General features: G+C 73.0%; 14 protein-coding genes. 8 read left to right on the top strand and 6 right to left on the bottom strand.

Annotated elements, in window-relative coordinates; translation table 11 throughout:
- Positions 1 to 12: 12 nt before the first annotated feature.
- The 3 genes from HHX31_RS27705 to HHX31_RS27700 form a co-directional block, all read right to left on the bottom strand.
- On the bottom strand, positions 13 to 684 hold the full coding sequence (locus tag HHX31_RS27705; protein WP_169951671.1) for a DUF6879 family protein: 672 nt from the start codon (positions 682 to 684) through the stop codon (positions 13 to 15).
- 95 nt (positions 685 to 779) lie between these two features.
- Positions 780 to 905 carry a hypothetical protein gene (locus HHX31_RS35355; protein WP_283244645.1) on the bottom strand — a complete coding sequence of 42 codons (126 nt, stop codon included), beginning with the start codon at positions 903 to 905 and terminating at the stop codon, positions 780 to 782.
- Between the two features lie 74 nt (positions 906 to 979).
- The gene (locus tag HHX31_RS27700) at positions 980 to 2137 is read right to left on the bottom strand and encodes a HesA/MoeB/ThiF family protein (RefSeq protein ID WP_211590408.1); all 1158 of its coding nucleotides are present in this window, start codon (positions 2135 to 2137) and stop codon (positions 980 to 982) included.
- A gap of 151 nt (positions 2138 to 2288) precedes the next feature.
- On the opposite strand from HHX31_RS27700, the gene HHX31_RS27695 reads away from it, so the two are divergent.
- Together HHX31_RS27695 and HHX31_RS27690 are read left to right on the top strand one after the other, a co-directional pair.
- Positions 2289 to 3263 carry a lytic transglycosylase domain-containing protein gene (locus tag HHX31_RS27695; RefSeq protein ID WP_169951669.1) on the top strand — a complete coding sequence of 325 codons (975 nt, stop codon included), beginning with the start codon at positions 2289 to 2291 and terminating at the stop codon, positions 3261 to 3263.
- 87 nt (positions 3264 to 3350) lie between these two features.
- Complete coding sequence (locus HHX31_RS27690) at positions 3351 to 5885, top strand: DUF6185 family protein (RefSeq protein WP_169951668.1); 2535 nt, start codon at positions 3351 to 3353, stop codon at positions 5883 to 5885.
- 77 nt (positions 5886 to 5962) lie between these two features.
- Here the strand turns inward: HHX31_RS27690 and HHX31_RS27685 are convergent, their stop codons facing one another.
- Positions 5963 to 7756 (bottom strand): glycoside hydrolase family 6 protein, encoded by a 1794-nt coding sequence (locus HHX31_RS27685; RefSeq protein ID WP_169951667.1) that lies wholly within the window; start codon positions 7754 to 7756, stop codon positions 5963 to 5965.
- A 301-nt stretch (positions 7757 to 8057) separates the two neighbouring features.
- Positions 8058 to 8492, bottom strand: coding sequence for a nuclear transport factor 2 family protein (locus HHX31_RS27680; RefSeq protein WP_169951665.1), 435 nt, complete (start codon positions 8490 to 8492; stop codon positions 8058 to 8060).
- Between the two features lie 124 nt (positions 8493 to 8616).
- On the opposite strand from HHX31_RS27680, the gene HHX31_RS27675 reads away from it, so the two are divergent.
- Together HHX31_RS27675 and HHX31_RS27670 are read left to right on the top strand one after the other, a co-directional pair.
- Positions 8617 to 8940: a GNAT family N-acetyltransferase gene (locus HHX31_RS27675; RefSeq protein ID WP_169951664.1), complete on the top strand. Its 324-nt coding sequence runs from the start codon at positions 8617 to 8619 to the stop codon at positions 8938 to 8940.
- Between the two features lie 70 nt (positions 8941 to 9010).
- Positions 9011 to 9826 (top strand): class I SAM-dependent methyltransferase, encoded by an 816-nt coding sequence (locus HHX31_RS27670; RefSeq protein ID WP_169951662.1) that lies wholly within the window; start codon positions 9011 to 9013, stop codon positions 9824 to 9826.
- A 45-nt stretch (positions 9827 to 9871) separates the two neighbouring features.
- Here HHX31_RS27670 and HHX31_RS27665 read toward each other — a convergent pair whose 3' ends face one another.
- Entirely contained in the window at positions 9872 to 10225 is a 354-nt protein-coding gene (locus HHX31_RS27665) for a helix-turn-helix domain-containing protein (RefSeq protein WP_169951660.1), read from the bottom strand.
- 101 nt (positions 10226 to 10326) lie between these two features.
- On the opposite strand from HHX31_RS27665, the gene HHX31_RS27660 reads away from it, so the two are divergent.
- From HHX31_RS27660 to HHX31_RS27645, 4 genes are all read left to right on the top strand, one after another.
- Complete coding sequence (locus HHX31_RS27660; protein WP_169951658.1) at positions 10327 to 10968, top strand: NAD(P)H-binding protein; 642 nt, start codon at positions 10327 to 10329, stop codon at positions 10966 to 10968.
- Between the two features lie 62 nt (positions 10969 to 11030).
- Entirely contained in the window at positions 11031 to 11846 is an 816-nt protein-coding gene (locus HHX31_RS35350) for a Sua5/YciO/YrdC/YwlC family protein (RefSeq protein ID WP_169951657.1), read from the top strand.
- A gap of 92 nt (positions 11847 to 11938) precedes the next feature.
- Positions 11939 to 13477: a hypothetical protein gene (locus tag HHX31_RS27650; RefSeq protein WP_169951655.1), complete on the top strand. Its 1539-nt coding sequence runs from the start codon at positions 11939 to 11941 to the stop codon at positions 13475 to 13477.
- A gap of 259 nt (positions 13478 to 13736) precedes the next feature.
- Positions 13737 to 14168: a hypothetical protein gene (locus HHX31_RS27645; protein WP_211590407.1), complete on the top strand. Its 432-nt coding sequence runs from the start codon at positions 13737 to 13739 to the stop codon at positions 14166 to 14168.
- Positions 14169 to 14235: the final 67 nt, after the last annotated feature.

The raw sequence follows: 14235 nt of genomic DNA, 5'->3' as shown, positions 1-14235 counted from the left end.
CTGGTGCGGGATTCAGGGGCGGATTGTCCCGGTGTGGTGGGAGTAGCCGGGCAGGAGCGCGCGTGCGCTCTCGGAGATCACGGGTGGCGGCAGCGGGGCGACCTCCCGCTCGACGTACGCCCGGACGTCCTCGCCGCGGCCGTAGAGCTGTCTGATCGCGGCCAGGCAGGGGCCGACGAGCCCGGGATCGGTGATCCGCCGGGCGCCCACGTGTGCGCCGATCTCGTCGTACAGCACCTCGTAGAGCAGCGAGGGGCCGAGCACGACGATCTCGGGGAGCGGCGCGCCGCGCTCCAGCTCACGTACGGCGTCGGCGTGCAGCACCCGGGGACGCTCGCCCGCCGTCGCCCGTACGGCCAGGACGTGCAGCTCCCACTGGAGATAGGGGGTGAGCGGCGTCTCCACGATGCGGATCCGGCGGGCCTCCGGCCGGGTCTTGTAGTAGGTGAAGAGGAACTCCCGCAGCTCCTCCAGCATGGCGAGCGACCCGTCCCAGTCGCCGGCCATCATCGCCCGCCAGCTCGCCACGTCGGGTTCGAAGAACTCCTGGGCGCGTTCGAGCTTCCACACCCCGTCGGGGGCACGCTCGAACTCCTCGGTGAACTCGGCCTGGTAGTCGGCCGCGGACAGGACCGGCGCCTCGGCCCGCCGCACCTCGTCGAAGATGTCCCCGGCGTGTGCCACCCTTCCCTCCCTGCGCGCTCCTTCGTGCCGGTTCTCACCGGGCGAGGCGTGCGGGCGGCCCCGCGGCGCCCCCGCGCGCCTCGCCCGGCGTTCGTTCAGTTGCCGACGCTGTTGCTGCTGGTCGTGGTCTCGATCTTGTCGAGCAGCCGGATGGTGATCTTCGTCTTCGCCGGCGCGGCGGTCTCGTCGGCGGGTTCTGTCTCGTGTTCGTTCGTGTTCATCCGCTTCCTCTCTGGATGGGAGGGGACATGGATCTTCTCGCGAGAACGGGTTCATGATTCGCCTTTGACAGGAATCAGTCAAGGATTCTTCCTTCATTCATTCCGTGCCGATTTGGCTCATCGGCCGGAATGAAATCGTGCTCGGATCCGCCGTACGGGCCGGGTGTGCCGCACACCGGACAGCCGGGACGCGGCGGATGCCTGACCCACACGTGGTGGTCCGGGGCGATCAGGTTGACCCCCTGGATGGTGCCGGCCGGCGGCACGGGCACACCGGTCAGCAGCCCGATCAGGGCGTGGGCGACGAGCTGGCCGGACACGCCCGCCGAGGTGGCGATGACCCCCGGCCCGCCGAGGTCGACCGGCGTGCCGGGGCGGCGCCGCGCCTCCTCGCCGCTGCTCAGGCACTCGTAGCAGGCGCCCACCCCCGGCGCGAAGCACCCCACGGTGACGAGCGGGCCGCTGTATCCGCCACCGGCCCAGGGGATGTTCGCTGCGGCGCAGGCGCGGTTGGCCCACACCCGGATGCCGTGCCCGGTGGGCCGGTCCGCGCACAGGGCGAGCGCGTCGTAGCCCGCGATCAGGTCGTCCAGTTGCCGCCTGCTGCCGATGCGGCGGAGTTCGCTGGTGACGCGGATGTCGGAGTTGACGGTCCGCAGCCGCGCCACGGCCGCCTCGGCCTTCGGGCGTCCCACGTCCTGCTCGCCGTAGAGCACCTGGCGGTTGAGGTTGGACAACTCGACCACGTCGGGGTCCACGCAGTGGATGGTGCCGACGCCGACGGCGGCGAGCGCCCACGCCGCGTGGCTGCCGGTGCCGCCGAGGCCGAGCACCACGACCCGCGCGGACTTCAGCCGGACCTGGGTCTCCCAGCCGTGGGCGCCCGGCGCGGCGTCGACCGCGCGGAAGAACGCGTGGTTCCTGCTGTAACGGTCGAGTTCGCGCTCGGTCAGCCCGTCGGGCGGCACCGCGGCGGCGTCCTCCAGGTATCGGGTGGCGACCAGTTGCTCCACGATCGACACGGCGTCCGGCACCTCGGGATGGGCCAGGCGCAGCCGCTCGGCGATCTCGTCGCGGGAGCGGGTGCCGTCCATCAGCGTGAGCGCCGTCCACACCCAGCCGTACGGGTCGGCGATTTCGGCGGCGATGCCGTAAATCTCGCCGCCGATGCGAATGGTGCCGTCGTCGTACCGGTGAGGCCGGTGCTCGGATTTCACGCGGGGCAGTCGCACGTGACGACGTTTAGTGCGCGCTGACTGGGTGAGTCAACACCGAATTCCACGCGCGAGGGAAATGGCCGGCCGTAAAACGTTCCCGCGTCGCGGACGCCGTATCCCGGGGAAGAGGGCATGGATCGTCACCGTGGGGCATACGTTGGTGACGATGAACGATCAGTCTGCCGTGAACTCACCGCCATCACGCCGCCGGGCCTCCATGCTGGCCTCCATGCTGGCCACCGTGCTCGCCGTGGTCGTCCCGCTCGCGGGCTGCGGCGGCTCGGTGGGCGAGGCCGCCTCGGTCGCTCCGCGCGAGCGCCTGTCGCCGCCCGCGCCGGCGGCCTCCGCGAGCCCGGCGCCGGAGCCGTCCGCACCGGACCTGCCCGCCCCTGACGAGGCGGTGCCGAAGGACCCCGCGCGGCTGGCAGAGGCGCTCACCAGCACGGTCGGACGGCTGCGCGACGCGATCGACGACTGGAGGCGCACGGGCGACCCCGCGAAGGGGGAGGCGCCCGAGCCCGTGGTGCTGCTGTCGCTGTACGAGCAGCGGATCTACCGCCGTCTCGCCCGCGACGCCAAGCTCGCCTCCCGCGCCTACGCGAAACTGCCCAAGGCGGTGGCCGCGCGGGCGAAGGACAACGTGACGGCCATCCGCGACCTGCTCTCCCTCGCCCACCCCGTCAGCGGCCCGATCAAGATCAAGGTGAGGCCGGCGGAGCCGGCCGACGCGCTGCTCGCGGCCTTCCGGCGTGCCGAGCGCCGGTTCGGCGTGGAGTGGGAGGTGCTGGCCGCGGTGATGCTCGTCGAGACGAAGTTCGGCCGGGTCCGCTCGCCGAGCCACGTGGGCGCCAGAGGACCGATGCAGTTCATGCCGGGCACCTGGAAGGCGTACGGCATGGGCGGCGACGTCGACGACATCGGCGACGCCCTGCTCGGCGCGGCCAACTACCTCCACGCCTCGGGCGCGCCCGGCGACTACCGGCGCGCGTTGTACGCCTACAACCACTCCCAGGCGTACGTCGAGGCCGTGCTGCTGCACGCGCGCCAGATGAAGCAGGACATCAGGAACTACTACGCCTACTACACCTGGCAGGTCTACGTGATCACCACAAAGGGCGAGCGGCGGCTGACCGGCCCCTGACGGTCCTGTGAGGGATCGCCCGTAACCCACGCGGCTTTCCGTACGACTCATCCTTCGGGGGAAGCGATCGCGTCCGGGAGGTCGGTTGTGCGTCGGCTGACGAGTGGAGCGGGGACCGGGCTCGTGGGGATCCCCGCCGTGCCGGCGCTCGGCCTGCTCATCCTGTGCCCGCTGATCCTGTGTGCGCTGATCCTGTGTGCGCTGATGTCGGGCCCGGCGCTCGCGGACCGGGCGGCCTGCGAGTTCGGGGCTCCCCGCTCGTCCTGGGTGGAGACGTCCGTGACCATCGCGGAACGCGGCCACGACACGCCCGTGATGACGAGTACGACGCGGGTCGGCGTCCCCCGCGACTGGGCGGGGTCCGCCGCGCTGCTCGGCGACGGGAGCGCGGTCGGCTGCCTGCTGCCCGAGGGCGGCAGGACGAGCGTCACGACGTCGGCCGACGGCGCCGAGGTGGTGGTGCTCAGCACGCTGGAGACCCGCCTGGAGCACTACGGTCCGCAGTGGGGCGGGGGGTCCGCCGGGCTGTGGGGGAGCCGCGAGTCCGGCGGGACCAGGGTCGTCGCGCTGCTGCCCACGACCGTGGACCTGCCGCCCGGGCTCGCCGGAGCGCGCTGGCGGACCGTGGTCGTCAAGACGCCGGAGTCCCCGGCGCGCACGGTGACGCCTCTGCCGTCGCAGGTGCTCCCCGGCGGCACCTACGTCTGGCGGGACGGCGCCGCCCCGCCCCGCGTCGAGGTCGCCGTGCCGCTGTCCGCGCGGGCGGCGTTCCAGCGCTGGGTCGACCTGAGCGGGCAGCGCGTGCTAACGGTCGCGACCTATCTGGGCTTCGCCCTGCCGTACCTGCTGCTGGCCTGGCTGCTCGTGCTGCTCCACCGGCGCTCCGGCGACCGGGACGAGCGCGCCCTCGTCAGGATCGTCCTCGGCGTCCTGGCCGCGATCACGTCGGCGGGCGCGATCACGGTCGTCCTGGTGCTCACCGAGGCGGGCTTCCCAGCCCACATGATCGGCCTGACGGACGGCGCGGCGATCGCCGTCCTGGCGGCGCCGCTGTGCGCGGCCGCGTGGCGGACGGCGCGTGCCCGGACCCCGCGCGCCGGTTCGGGGCTGGCCGGTTCCGGATTCGGCGGTTCGCGGTTCAGTGGTTCGCGGTTCAGCGGTCCCGCGTTCGGCGCGGTGGTGCTCGCCGGAGCGGCACTCGTCGCCGTCTGCGGCTTCGCGCCGCTGTCCATGCGGTATCTCCAGAACCCGGGGGAGCCCGCGTGGGTCGCGTCGGCCGTCGCGTCGGCGCTGCTGATCACCGCGGCGGCGTGGGCGGTCGCGGTCCGCGCCGCCCGCGTCCCCGGCGGGCGGACGCCGGGGGCCGCGCGTGCGCTGCTGAGCTGGAGCGTCCCCGGGCTGGCGCTGCTGACACTGGGGTTCGTGGCCCACGCGGTCGTCGTGCGCCCCGCGGACGTCCTGCCGGACGTGGTGGTGTCGCCCTTCCTCCTGCTGCGAAGCGTCGCGTACCTGATGTGGCCGCTGGTGGTGTTCCTGCTCCTCCTGCTGCTGCGCCTGCGCGGGCGGCGTGAGGAATCCGTCGGGCCGCTCACCACGTGGCTCGTCGTCTTCCTGTTCGTCGTGGGCACGATCAGGTGGCCGGGGACGTACGCGGGGATGCCAGTCCCGCTCGCCGCGCTCACCGGCCTCGCGGTGCTGCCCCTGCTGCTGCGGCTCACGCGACGGGCGGAGGCCGCCGACCCGGGAGTGTCGCGGCGAAGGCTCGCCGTGATCGTCGAGGAGTGCCGGGACCTGGAGGCGCGGGAGAAGGGCCTGCGGCGGCGCTGGGCCTCGGGCGACCTGGACGACGACGCCTACCACAGGGAGAACGGGCCGGTCGACGACCGGATCCGCGTGCTGCGCGCGGAGATCGGCCTCGACCCCGGCAGGGAGGACGGGCTCAGCCCGCTCGACGTGGCGCTGTCGCGCGGCCCGGCCGGGTCGTGGTGGGCGAACGCGCGGCTCGCCGCGCGGTACGCCTCCTACGTGGGCGCGCCCGCCGCCGTGTTCCTCATCTGGGCCACCTGGAGCACCGACAGCCGGGGGCGCGACGGCTGGCTGGATCGGCTCGGCGAACCGAACGGGTTCTACGGCCTGGCCGGCGACCTGATCGGCGGGCTGCTGGTCTGGCCGGTGGCGGGCTTCGTGCTGGGCGCGCTGTGGCGTCGCCTGCCCGGCAGGCGCGGCTACCTGAAGGGCGTCGTGCCGGTCCTCGCGTACGCCGCGGCGACGGGGGCGCACGCCGTGCTGAACAACGTCATCGGCCAGGCCCCCGTGCGCGGCTCGCTCGTGCGGGTGCTGCTGCTGTTCCTGGTGCTCACCGTCGTCGCCGTCCTCATGGACGCGCGGACCCTCCAGACCCGCCCGGGTGGTCTCGCGTCGCGGCTCACCCCGGTGGCCGTCGTCTACCGGCTCGGTACGGCGGGCAGCGGGATCGCGCTCGTCGTCGCGCAGGCGGCGGCCATCCTCGGCCTGTGGAGCCAGCTGAGGAACGGCATCGACATCACTTCACAGGTGGACACCTCCACCCAGGCGTCGCTGCCCGCCGACGCGCAACTGCTCCAGGGGCGTACGGGCGAGTAGCCGTACACGCCGATCGGGAACCGCGAGGCGCGGAGTGCGGGCGGCTCCGGCGCCCGGCGCCGGAGCCGCGCCACGCCTCAGAGGGCGGGATAGGCGTTGTCCACCAGCATCACGAACTGCTCGTGGTGCCAGTCGCCGATCAGCGGCGCGTTGGGGAGCGCGCCGGTCGGCCGGAACCCGCCGGACCAGGGCGTGAGGGAACCGTCGGGGTCGCACCGGTAGTCGGCCAGCCGGTCGGAGCCCTCGGGCAGGAGCGGCCCGCCGGCGCCGTCCGACTCGCCCGGCCGCTTGATCCAGAGGTAGGCGTCGACGTCGGGAACGGGCGCGGCGACCGGACGGGCCCCCAGCCCCGCACCCTTCTGGTTGCACTCGGCGGCCCGCGAAGGACGCCGGTCGACGCGGCTCTCGTCCACGTACGTGTTGAGGTCGCCGGAGGTGCTCACAGCCGTCGGCCGGGCGGACCCGCCCCAGCCGTTGCGCGAGGTGTCGACGACCACGCCGAGCGAGCTCGGGAAGCCCTTGGCGATCAGCGCGGCACGCATGGCGACGGCGTAGTCCCGTTCGTGCAGGTGGGGGTTCCAGTCGATGAACCTGCTCAGGAGGAGCTGCTGGCCCATCACCGTCTGATGGGGGTCGGTGAGGAACGGCTCGACGAGGGGGACGTAGTCCCCGACGTTGGTGGCGATGCCGTCGAGGCCGGCGAGGCCCCCCGACGTGGCGCGCGCGGTCTCGGTGACGAGGGCCGCGAGCGCCGTGAAGTTCGACTCCCAGCCGGCCCATCCCGCGCTGCCCGCGTCCAGGTACGTGTAGACGTTGGGCAGGGGCGCCAGCGTGTCGAGGGCGTACCGGATGCCCATCACGTACACGCCCGACGCCGCCGCCTGTTCACACGGGAAGGTGTCCAGCGCGCCTCCCACGACGAGATCGAGCAGGGCCCGCGGTTCGATGACGGCCGCGACGCGCAGGTTCCGGTACTCGGGCTCGGCCAGGAGCGCGGCGATGGCGTCGACGTACTCGGTCTTGTAGCGGTGGAGGCCGTTGTCCTGCTCGTGCAACTCGGCGTCGGAGACCCGCGACCGGCAGTCGCGGTCCGGCAGGTTGTGGAGCACGAGCGTGATGTACCCGGCGCCCTGCTCGACGGCGGTGTCGAGGTGGTCCTTCAGCGTACGGGCGACTCCGGAGCCGCCGGTGACGTCCGCGATCCGGTTCAGCCAGACCGCGGTGGACGTCGTCTTGAGGCCGCGCATCTTCTCCGCGGCCGCGTCGTCCACCCGAACGGCGGAGGACTCGACGTCGGCCGCCCAGCCCGGGTCGACGTACCCCGTGACGCCGGCGAACGGGTTGTCCACCGGCACGTCCGGGCTCGCACTGGGACTGGCGGACGGGCTCGGCGACGGGCTCGGCGACGGGCTCGGGCTCGGGGAGGCGCCCGCCACCTGGCAGGGCACGCCGTTGACGGCGAAGTCCGTGGGCGGCGGGTTGCTCCCGGTCCAGGTGCCGTTGAAGCCGATCTGGACGGAGCCGCCCGAGGCGACGGGCCGGTTCCACGACTCGCTCCTGGCCGTGACCCGGGCGCCGGACTGGCTCCACCGGGCCGACCAGCCCTGCGAGACACGCTGGGAGCTCGGGAAGGTGAAGGTCAGCGTCCAGTCCGGGAGCGGGTCGCCGCTGTTCTTCACGTCGACGGCGGCCGTGAAGCCGCCCGAGCCCGTTCCCCACTGGGTGCTCGTGTAGGTCACCCGGCAGGTGACCGCGGCGTCGGCGGGCGTCGTGCCCAGGACCGGTCCGGCCACGGCCAGCGCCGCGGCGGGGACGACCGCCGCGACGGCCGTGCGGATCCTGCGGACGAAACGATGGTGGCCGAATGGCATAGGCGATCGTCTCCAGTGGGCGTGGTGCCAAGGTCCCGGCATCCGGCGCCCGTTTCCGGTGCACCCAAGGGCGCCGACGCTCCCAGACTCGGCAATCGCCCGGCTCGTGTATACGAATCGCCGAAGTGGAAATGGGTCTTTCCGTGACAGGGATGCTCGAACCGTACGGCACCTCGCGAAACGCCGTACGGGATCGGCGGGCGGTGCTCGAACGCGGTGAATATTCAGAGCCTCGGGCCGGGCGGGTCCACGATGCCCGAGGCGAGCGGGGCGGCCGCCCGCACCCCCGCGCGAGAGCCCGTTACGAGGGGTCGGGGAAGCTGAGGAAGCCGCCGATCTGGGCGGCCATCTCCAACTGGTCGTAGAAGAGCCGGTGGCTGAGGATCAGCCCGTCCTCCACCGTGGAGAAGCTGCACGAGCGGACGAGGACGGGCCGCCCGGTCGCCTCGAGAACGTCCCCGCCGGGGACGAGCAGCGGCCCCTTGTGCGTGCCGCTGATCGTGAACTCCGCCGCCACGGTGTCCGCGAACATGGTCACCGACTGGGGCGTGATCACCATGTTGGGGTACGCCTCCATCCATTGGCTGTAGTAGGAGGCGATCTCCTCCCTGCACTCGGCGATGCCGTCCGGGGCCACGAGTACGGCCCGCTCGTCGAAACACCGCGCCAGGGCGTCCAGGTCGTGGCGGTTGATCGCCTGCCTCAGCCTGTCCACGGCACGGAGCACTTCCGACATAGGACGTCCCTTCCCCCGGTGAGAGCGGCCGTATGGTGCGCCCGCATCGTGACCGGTGTGGCGGCGTCCGGACAGGGGCGGCTTTTTTACGATATCCCAGCTCAGCTGGCTCTCAGCAGGGCGAGTGAGCCAGTGGGGGGACTCAGGACCCTGTAACCCCCACGCGCCGGGACCCACGAACCCGAGCGGCCTGCACGGCCACGTCTTCAACATCTGCACCGACCGGCGGCGCCGCCGCCTCGGCCTCGCGCGGGTCTGTCTCGACGCGCTGCTCGGCTGGTACCGCACCGAGACCGAGGTCCGGACGATCGACCTCAACGCCACGGCGTACGGCATCGAGCTGTACCAGTCCTTCGGTTTCGACGCGCCTCGCTACCCGGCTCTCCAGCTGCGGCTGGGCCCGCCGCTCGGGCGCGGCTTCACGAGTGGCCAGACGTCGAACCGGTAGTGGACGGTCCGGTGCGTCGGCGTACGCTCGCGCCCTGCCCGGCGGCCGATCGCCGACGTATAGTCGCGTGATGGCGTACGAGCGCGACCTGTGGGGCGCCGGCGACGCGTACGAGGCCTACGTCGGCCGGTGGAGCCGCCACGTCGCCGAGGTGTTCCTGCGCCGGCTGGAACCTCCGGCGGGCCTACGGTGGCTCGATGTGGGCTGCGGCACCGGGGCGCTGACCGCGAGCGTGCTGGCGACAACGGACCCGGCGTCGGTCGTCGGCGTGGATACGGCGCAGGGGTTCCTGGCCGGCGCGCGTGCGCGGATCACCGACGGGCGGGCGAACTTCCTGGCCGGCGAGGCGGGCGCACTGCCGCTTTCCGGTCACGGATTCGACGCCGTGGTGAGCGGGCTGGTGCTCAACTTCGTTCCGGATCCTCGCCGTGCCGTCGCCGAGTTCGCCCGGGTCTGCAGGCCCGGCGGCGTCGTCGCCGCCTACGTCTGGGACTACGCCGGGGGCATGGCCATGATGCGGCGTTTCTGGGACGCCGCCGCCATCTTGGACCCGGCCGCGGCCGAGCTGGACCAGGGTCAGCGGTTTCCGCTGTGCGCTCCGGAACCGCTCGCACAGCTGTGGGCCGAGGCAGGTCTTGAGCGGGTGACGGTGTGGGCGATCGACGTGCCGACCGTGTTCGCCGATTTCGACGACTACTGGGAGCCGTTCCTCGGCGGTCAGGGGGTGGCCCCCAAGTACGTCGCGTCCTTGCCGGAACAGCGGCGTCATGCCCTGCGCGACCTGCTGCGCACCCGTCTGCCCGCCGGCCCGGACGGGTCGATCCCACTCGCCGCCCGAGCGTGGGCGGTACGAGGCGTCGCCGGGGCGGACCGTCCCGGCGGCTGATCCTCCGGCCGACCGCTACGGACGGTTCTGAGCAGGCCCGTACGGCTACGCCTCGCGGGCGTCGAGAAGCTCCTCCCAGTGGTCCTCGGCCCACGCGCACATGGTGTTCAACGGTTCGATCAGGCTCCGGCCGAGTGGCGTCAGCGCGTACTCGACCCGCTGGACGGCCCCGGGATGGGCCGTACGCAGGACGAAGCCGTCGCGTTCGAGCGCGCGCAGCGACTGGGTGAGCACCTTGGCCGAGATGCCGCGCAGGGGAACGCGCAGTTCGGAGAAGCGCCGGGGCCCGTGCTCCAGGCAGCGAATGATCATGCCCGACCACTTGTCGCCGAGCCGGATGGGCATCAGGCCGGACGGGCAGAGCGGATCGAACATGTCCGGATCGAGCGGTTCGGTCACGCCCACCACGCTAACCGGTGACCCGGAGGTAACCGCCCATACGGATACCGTCCGTCGCTGTGACCGGCCGTGGGGCCGGTCCCCCGAGGAGAGGGGCGGACGTGAACGCGATCGTGGTGTTCGGAGCGGGCGGCAGGGCGGGCCGCGCGGTGGTAAGGGAGGCCCGTGAGCGGGGGCACCGGGTGACGGCGGTGGTACGCGACCCGGCCGCGTACGTCTCCGGGGAGGGAAGCCCGGCGGTGGACGACGTCGTCGCGGGCGACGTGACGGACACGGACGCGGTCGCCCGGATCGCGGCGGGGCACCGGGCGGCGGTCAACGCCGCCGCCGACCTGACCGCACCGCCCATGGAGTTCTTCCCGGCGGCGGCCCGCGCGCTGCTCGGCGGGCTGGAGCGGGCCGGTGTCCCGCGGCTGATCGCGGTGGGCCTGGCCACCGGTCTGCGGACCGCCGAGGGCACGCTGCTGATGGACACGCCGGGGTACCCGCAGGAGTACCGCGAGTTCTACCTCGGTCACGAGGCGGGCGACGCCGTCCTGCGTGAGGCGGTCACCCCGGTGGACTGGCTCGTGATCAGCCCGTCCGGCGACTTCGACCACGACGGGGTCCGCACCGGCGGGTACCGCGTCGCGCCGGGAGACGCGGGGAGCCGGATCTCCTACGCGGATCTCGCGGTCGCCGTGCTGGACGAGGTGGAGCGGCCGCGGCACAGCCGCGTCCACATCGGCGTCGAGCGGATCTGACCGCCGTGATATCGGTGTGACGGGTGTGAATAGAGAGACCGGCGGCGGGCAGTGCGGCTTCCGTGGTCATCTCAGCTTCCCCCGGCGCTCGGCGAAGCGAGCACGGGCTCTGTTCCGCCTGCGTCCGTGAGCTGTTCGACCGGGCCGGCCGCCGGTACATGTATCCGCTCGTCTGCTGCGACGACTGCCGGCCGCCGGGCGGACCGGCGCACTCCGCCGTCCTGTGCGCGGACTGCGGGCAGGAGTGCCGCGGGCCGCACCCGCGTAGGTCCGTGTCCGCCGCGACGGGCTGTACGGCGTGCGGCCCCGGCCTCCGCTGGAATGGGGTCACGGGCCAGGACGCCCTGGCGGCGGCCGTCGCGGCGATCGGAGCCGGGGGAGTGGCCGGCCTGCACGACCTGTTCGCCGACCAGGTCGTCTGCGACGCCAGGTCCGAGCACGCGCTGGCGCGCATGGACGGCGCGTCAGGACGGGTCCGCGTGCTGGTCAGGAACGTCTCGATGGCCAGGGAGGTCGCGAACCTGCTCCCGCCCGACATCCGCGCACTGGTCGAGCGGACCGAGCCGGCCACGCTGGTGCGGCTGCGCGAGCCGGTGCTCCCCCGGGCCGTACGGCGCGCGACGCCCGACGTCGACCTGTTCCTGCCGCGCACACCGCTGCAGTATCTGCTGGCCGCGCGGGTGGACGGCCCGCTGGTCGTGTGGGACCGGCCGGCCGAGCGGGCGGACGAATGGCCGTGCGACGGGACGCTGACGGTGAGCGGTCTGGCACGTGCCGAACGTCAGAGCCGGACGGCGGGGTTGCCCGCCCGCCTGGCGCTGGGCGGCCCATCCCCTGTCATCCTCACCAAGGGGCCGTCGCCCGTCAGCACCCCGTAGGCCGCTCGTCGGTCGATCCGTTCCCCGTACGGCGGTGCGGCCGTGCCGGGAATTCACTGCCGCACCGGTGAACACGCGTTTACGATCGGCGGGTGCGTGATCGTCTTCAGCACGACCGCGAGCGACCGAGCGGAGCCGTGTCCGGCGCGCAGGCGGCCTGGCTCGGCCACCCGGTGACCGTCGCGGCGATCGGGGTGCTGATCGTCAACGACCTGGTGCTGAAACCCGCGTGGCCGGGGGTCGTCACCGGCAAGCTCAGCGACGTCGCGGGCATGCTCGTCGCGCCCCCGCTGCTGGCCCTGTTCGTGGCGTACGCGGCCCGGATCGCGCGGCGCGTCCCGCCGGGCGGCCGTACGGCGGCGGGTGCGATCGCGCTGACCGGCGTGCTGTTCGCGTGGATGAAGACGACGGGGACCGGTGCGGAGGCGGCGACCCGGGCGTGGGCGGTGCTCGTGCCGTCCTCCTGGGTGGTGGCCGACCCCACGGACCTGCTCGCGCTCCCGGCCCTGGCCGTCGCGTGGCTGGTGTGGCGGCGCGCGGCCCTTCCCCCGCGCCGGGACGCCGCACGGGCCCGCGCGCTGGTGGTGCTGCCCGCCGCGGTCTTCGCCGTCACGGCTACGAGCGCGGTGCCCCCCGCGCCGTCCGCCCACGCAGTCGAGGTGCGTGACGGGGAGATCGTGGTCGCGGTTCCGGACTGGTTCACGATCGCCAGCGCGGACGGCGGGAGGTCGTGGCACGAGTGGAAGGGCTCGCGGTCCCGGTCCCCGTCATCCGCTCCGGCGACCCGGGCGTGCGTGCCGTCCGACCCGGGGCGGTGTTACCGGGTCGTCCCGAACCGGCTCAGGGTCGAGCAGACCTCGGACGGGGGAGCGACCTGGACGGCCGCCTGGGAGATCTCGCGAGGCAGGCAGGGCTGGCTCGACCGGGTCTACGAGAATCCCGACCCCCTGGGCGAGCGCAGCGGCGCGGCCGCGTCCCAGGCCGTCGCCGTCCAGGAGGTGCCCGGCGGTCATGTCGTCGCCGTGGCGAACGGGACCGACGGGGTCGTCCTGCGCGACGTGTCCGGCCGGTGGCGGCGGCTGGGCTTCTCCGAGCCCGGCCCCGAAGGGGCCCGGTTGTCGGAGAGCGCCGCGGCTCCCCTCGCGTCCCCCGGGAAGCGGATCGGCCCCGAACTGGGTGCCGCCGTCCTCGTGGCGCTCGCGGCGCTGCTGGCGGCCCTCGGCACGACGGAGGGACCACGCAGGTGGCCGGTCCGGTTCGGGATCTGCGCCGGGGTCCTGTGGACGAGTGTCCTGCTGGTGGTGACGGCGGAGGGGACGGGAGGCCTGATCGCCCTTCTGCTCTTCGTGCCGATGTTCGCGGCCGGCACGGCCGGCGTGCTCGCCGTCTGGTTGCGGTCACGGCCGAGGGGGACCCGGCTCCTGCTCGCGGCGCCCGCCGCGTTCGCCGCCGTCTTCCTGCCGTTCCTGGGCTGGAGCTTGGGTGTGCCCGGCGACTACGCCGTCGCGGTGCTGCTTGCCCTCCTGCTCTGCGCGGTGGTCCTGGTCGTCGCCGTACGCGCCGCCGTACGGGCGAGGGCGCGCGGCACGAGGGAGCACGGGCGGCCAATAAGGGGCGCGGCCAAAGAGTAGCTAAAAGCTGTGTGGTGTCGGGAATGACCGGATTCGCCGCCGGGGGATCGAGGGGTCGCGCGTGAACGCCGTCCCCGTCGTGCCCGCGAACGCGCGTTCCCCTGACCGCTGATCGGCACACTTGGCAATGTCGCGCTTACCGTGGGCATCGCAATCATGGCCTCGCCGTGACGTGGGGTCACGGCCGTCCATGCGGGCGCGGTGCGGCGCGGGGGCCGGTGGTTCCCCTGTGGGTACGTTCCTGCTTGGGAGGATCGCCATGACAAAGATCGTCGCTGTCGCCCTGCTCGCCGCGATGACCGTGCTCGGGACGGTCGCCGCGGTCTCCTCGGTGGACACCGGGGCGGGCGGCCGTACGAGTACCGGTCAGAAGGCGGGGATCGCGCCGCAGGCGCCCGCTCCCAGAGGCGGCGTGGAGCGGCAGGAGGTGAGCCGCGACCAGTACGACATCCTCGTCGGCCAGTGCGTCTACCGGAAGACGTCGGAGGCGCAGCGGAGTTGCCGTGCGGAGGTGCGCGAGCGGTTCAGCGTGGGCGCCTTCAATCCCTACCTCGACTGCCGCGCGTACTCCGGGGTCAGGGTCTGCGGCGTGCTCGAACTGACCCCCGCGCAGCGCTCCTGCGTCCAGGAGTCGGTGGACGGCGGGCTGACCCGCCGGCGGGCCGAGGTGGAGTGCTACGCGTTCCGCTGACGCTGCCCTTTCGCGCCGATTTCCGGCCGAGCTCAATCATTTGGCCAAAACGCAACTTTCCGTGATC

It is taken from the genome of Microbispora sp. H11081 (assembly GCF_012999535.1).
Lineage (GTDB): Bacteria > Actinomycetota > Actinomycetes > Streptosporangiales > Streptosporangiaceae > Microbispora.
The sequence above is the reverse complement of the archived record's forward strand: the minus strand, read 5'-3'. Positions and strand labels throughout refer to the sequence as shown.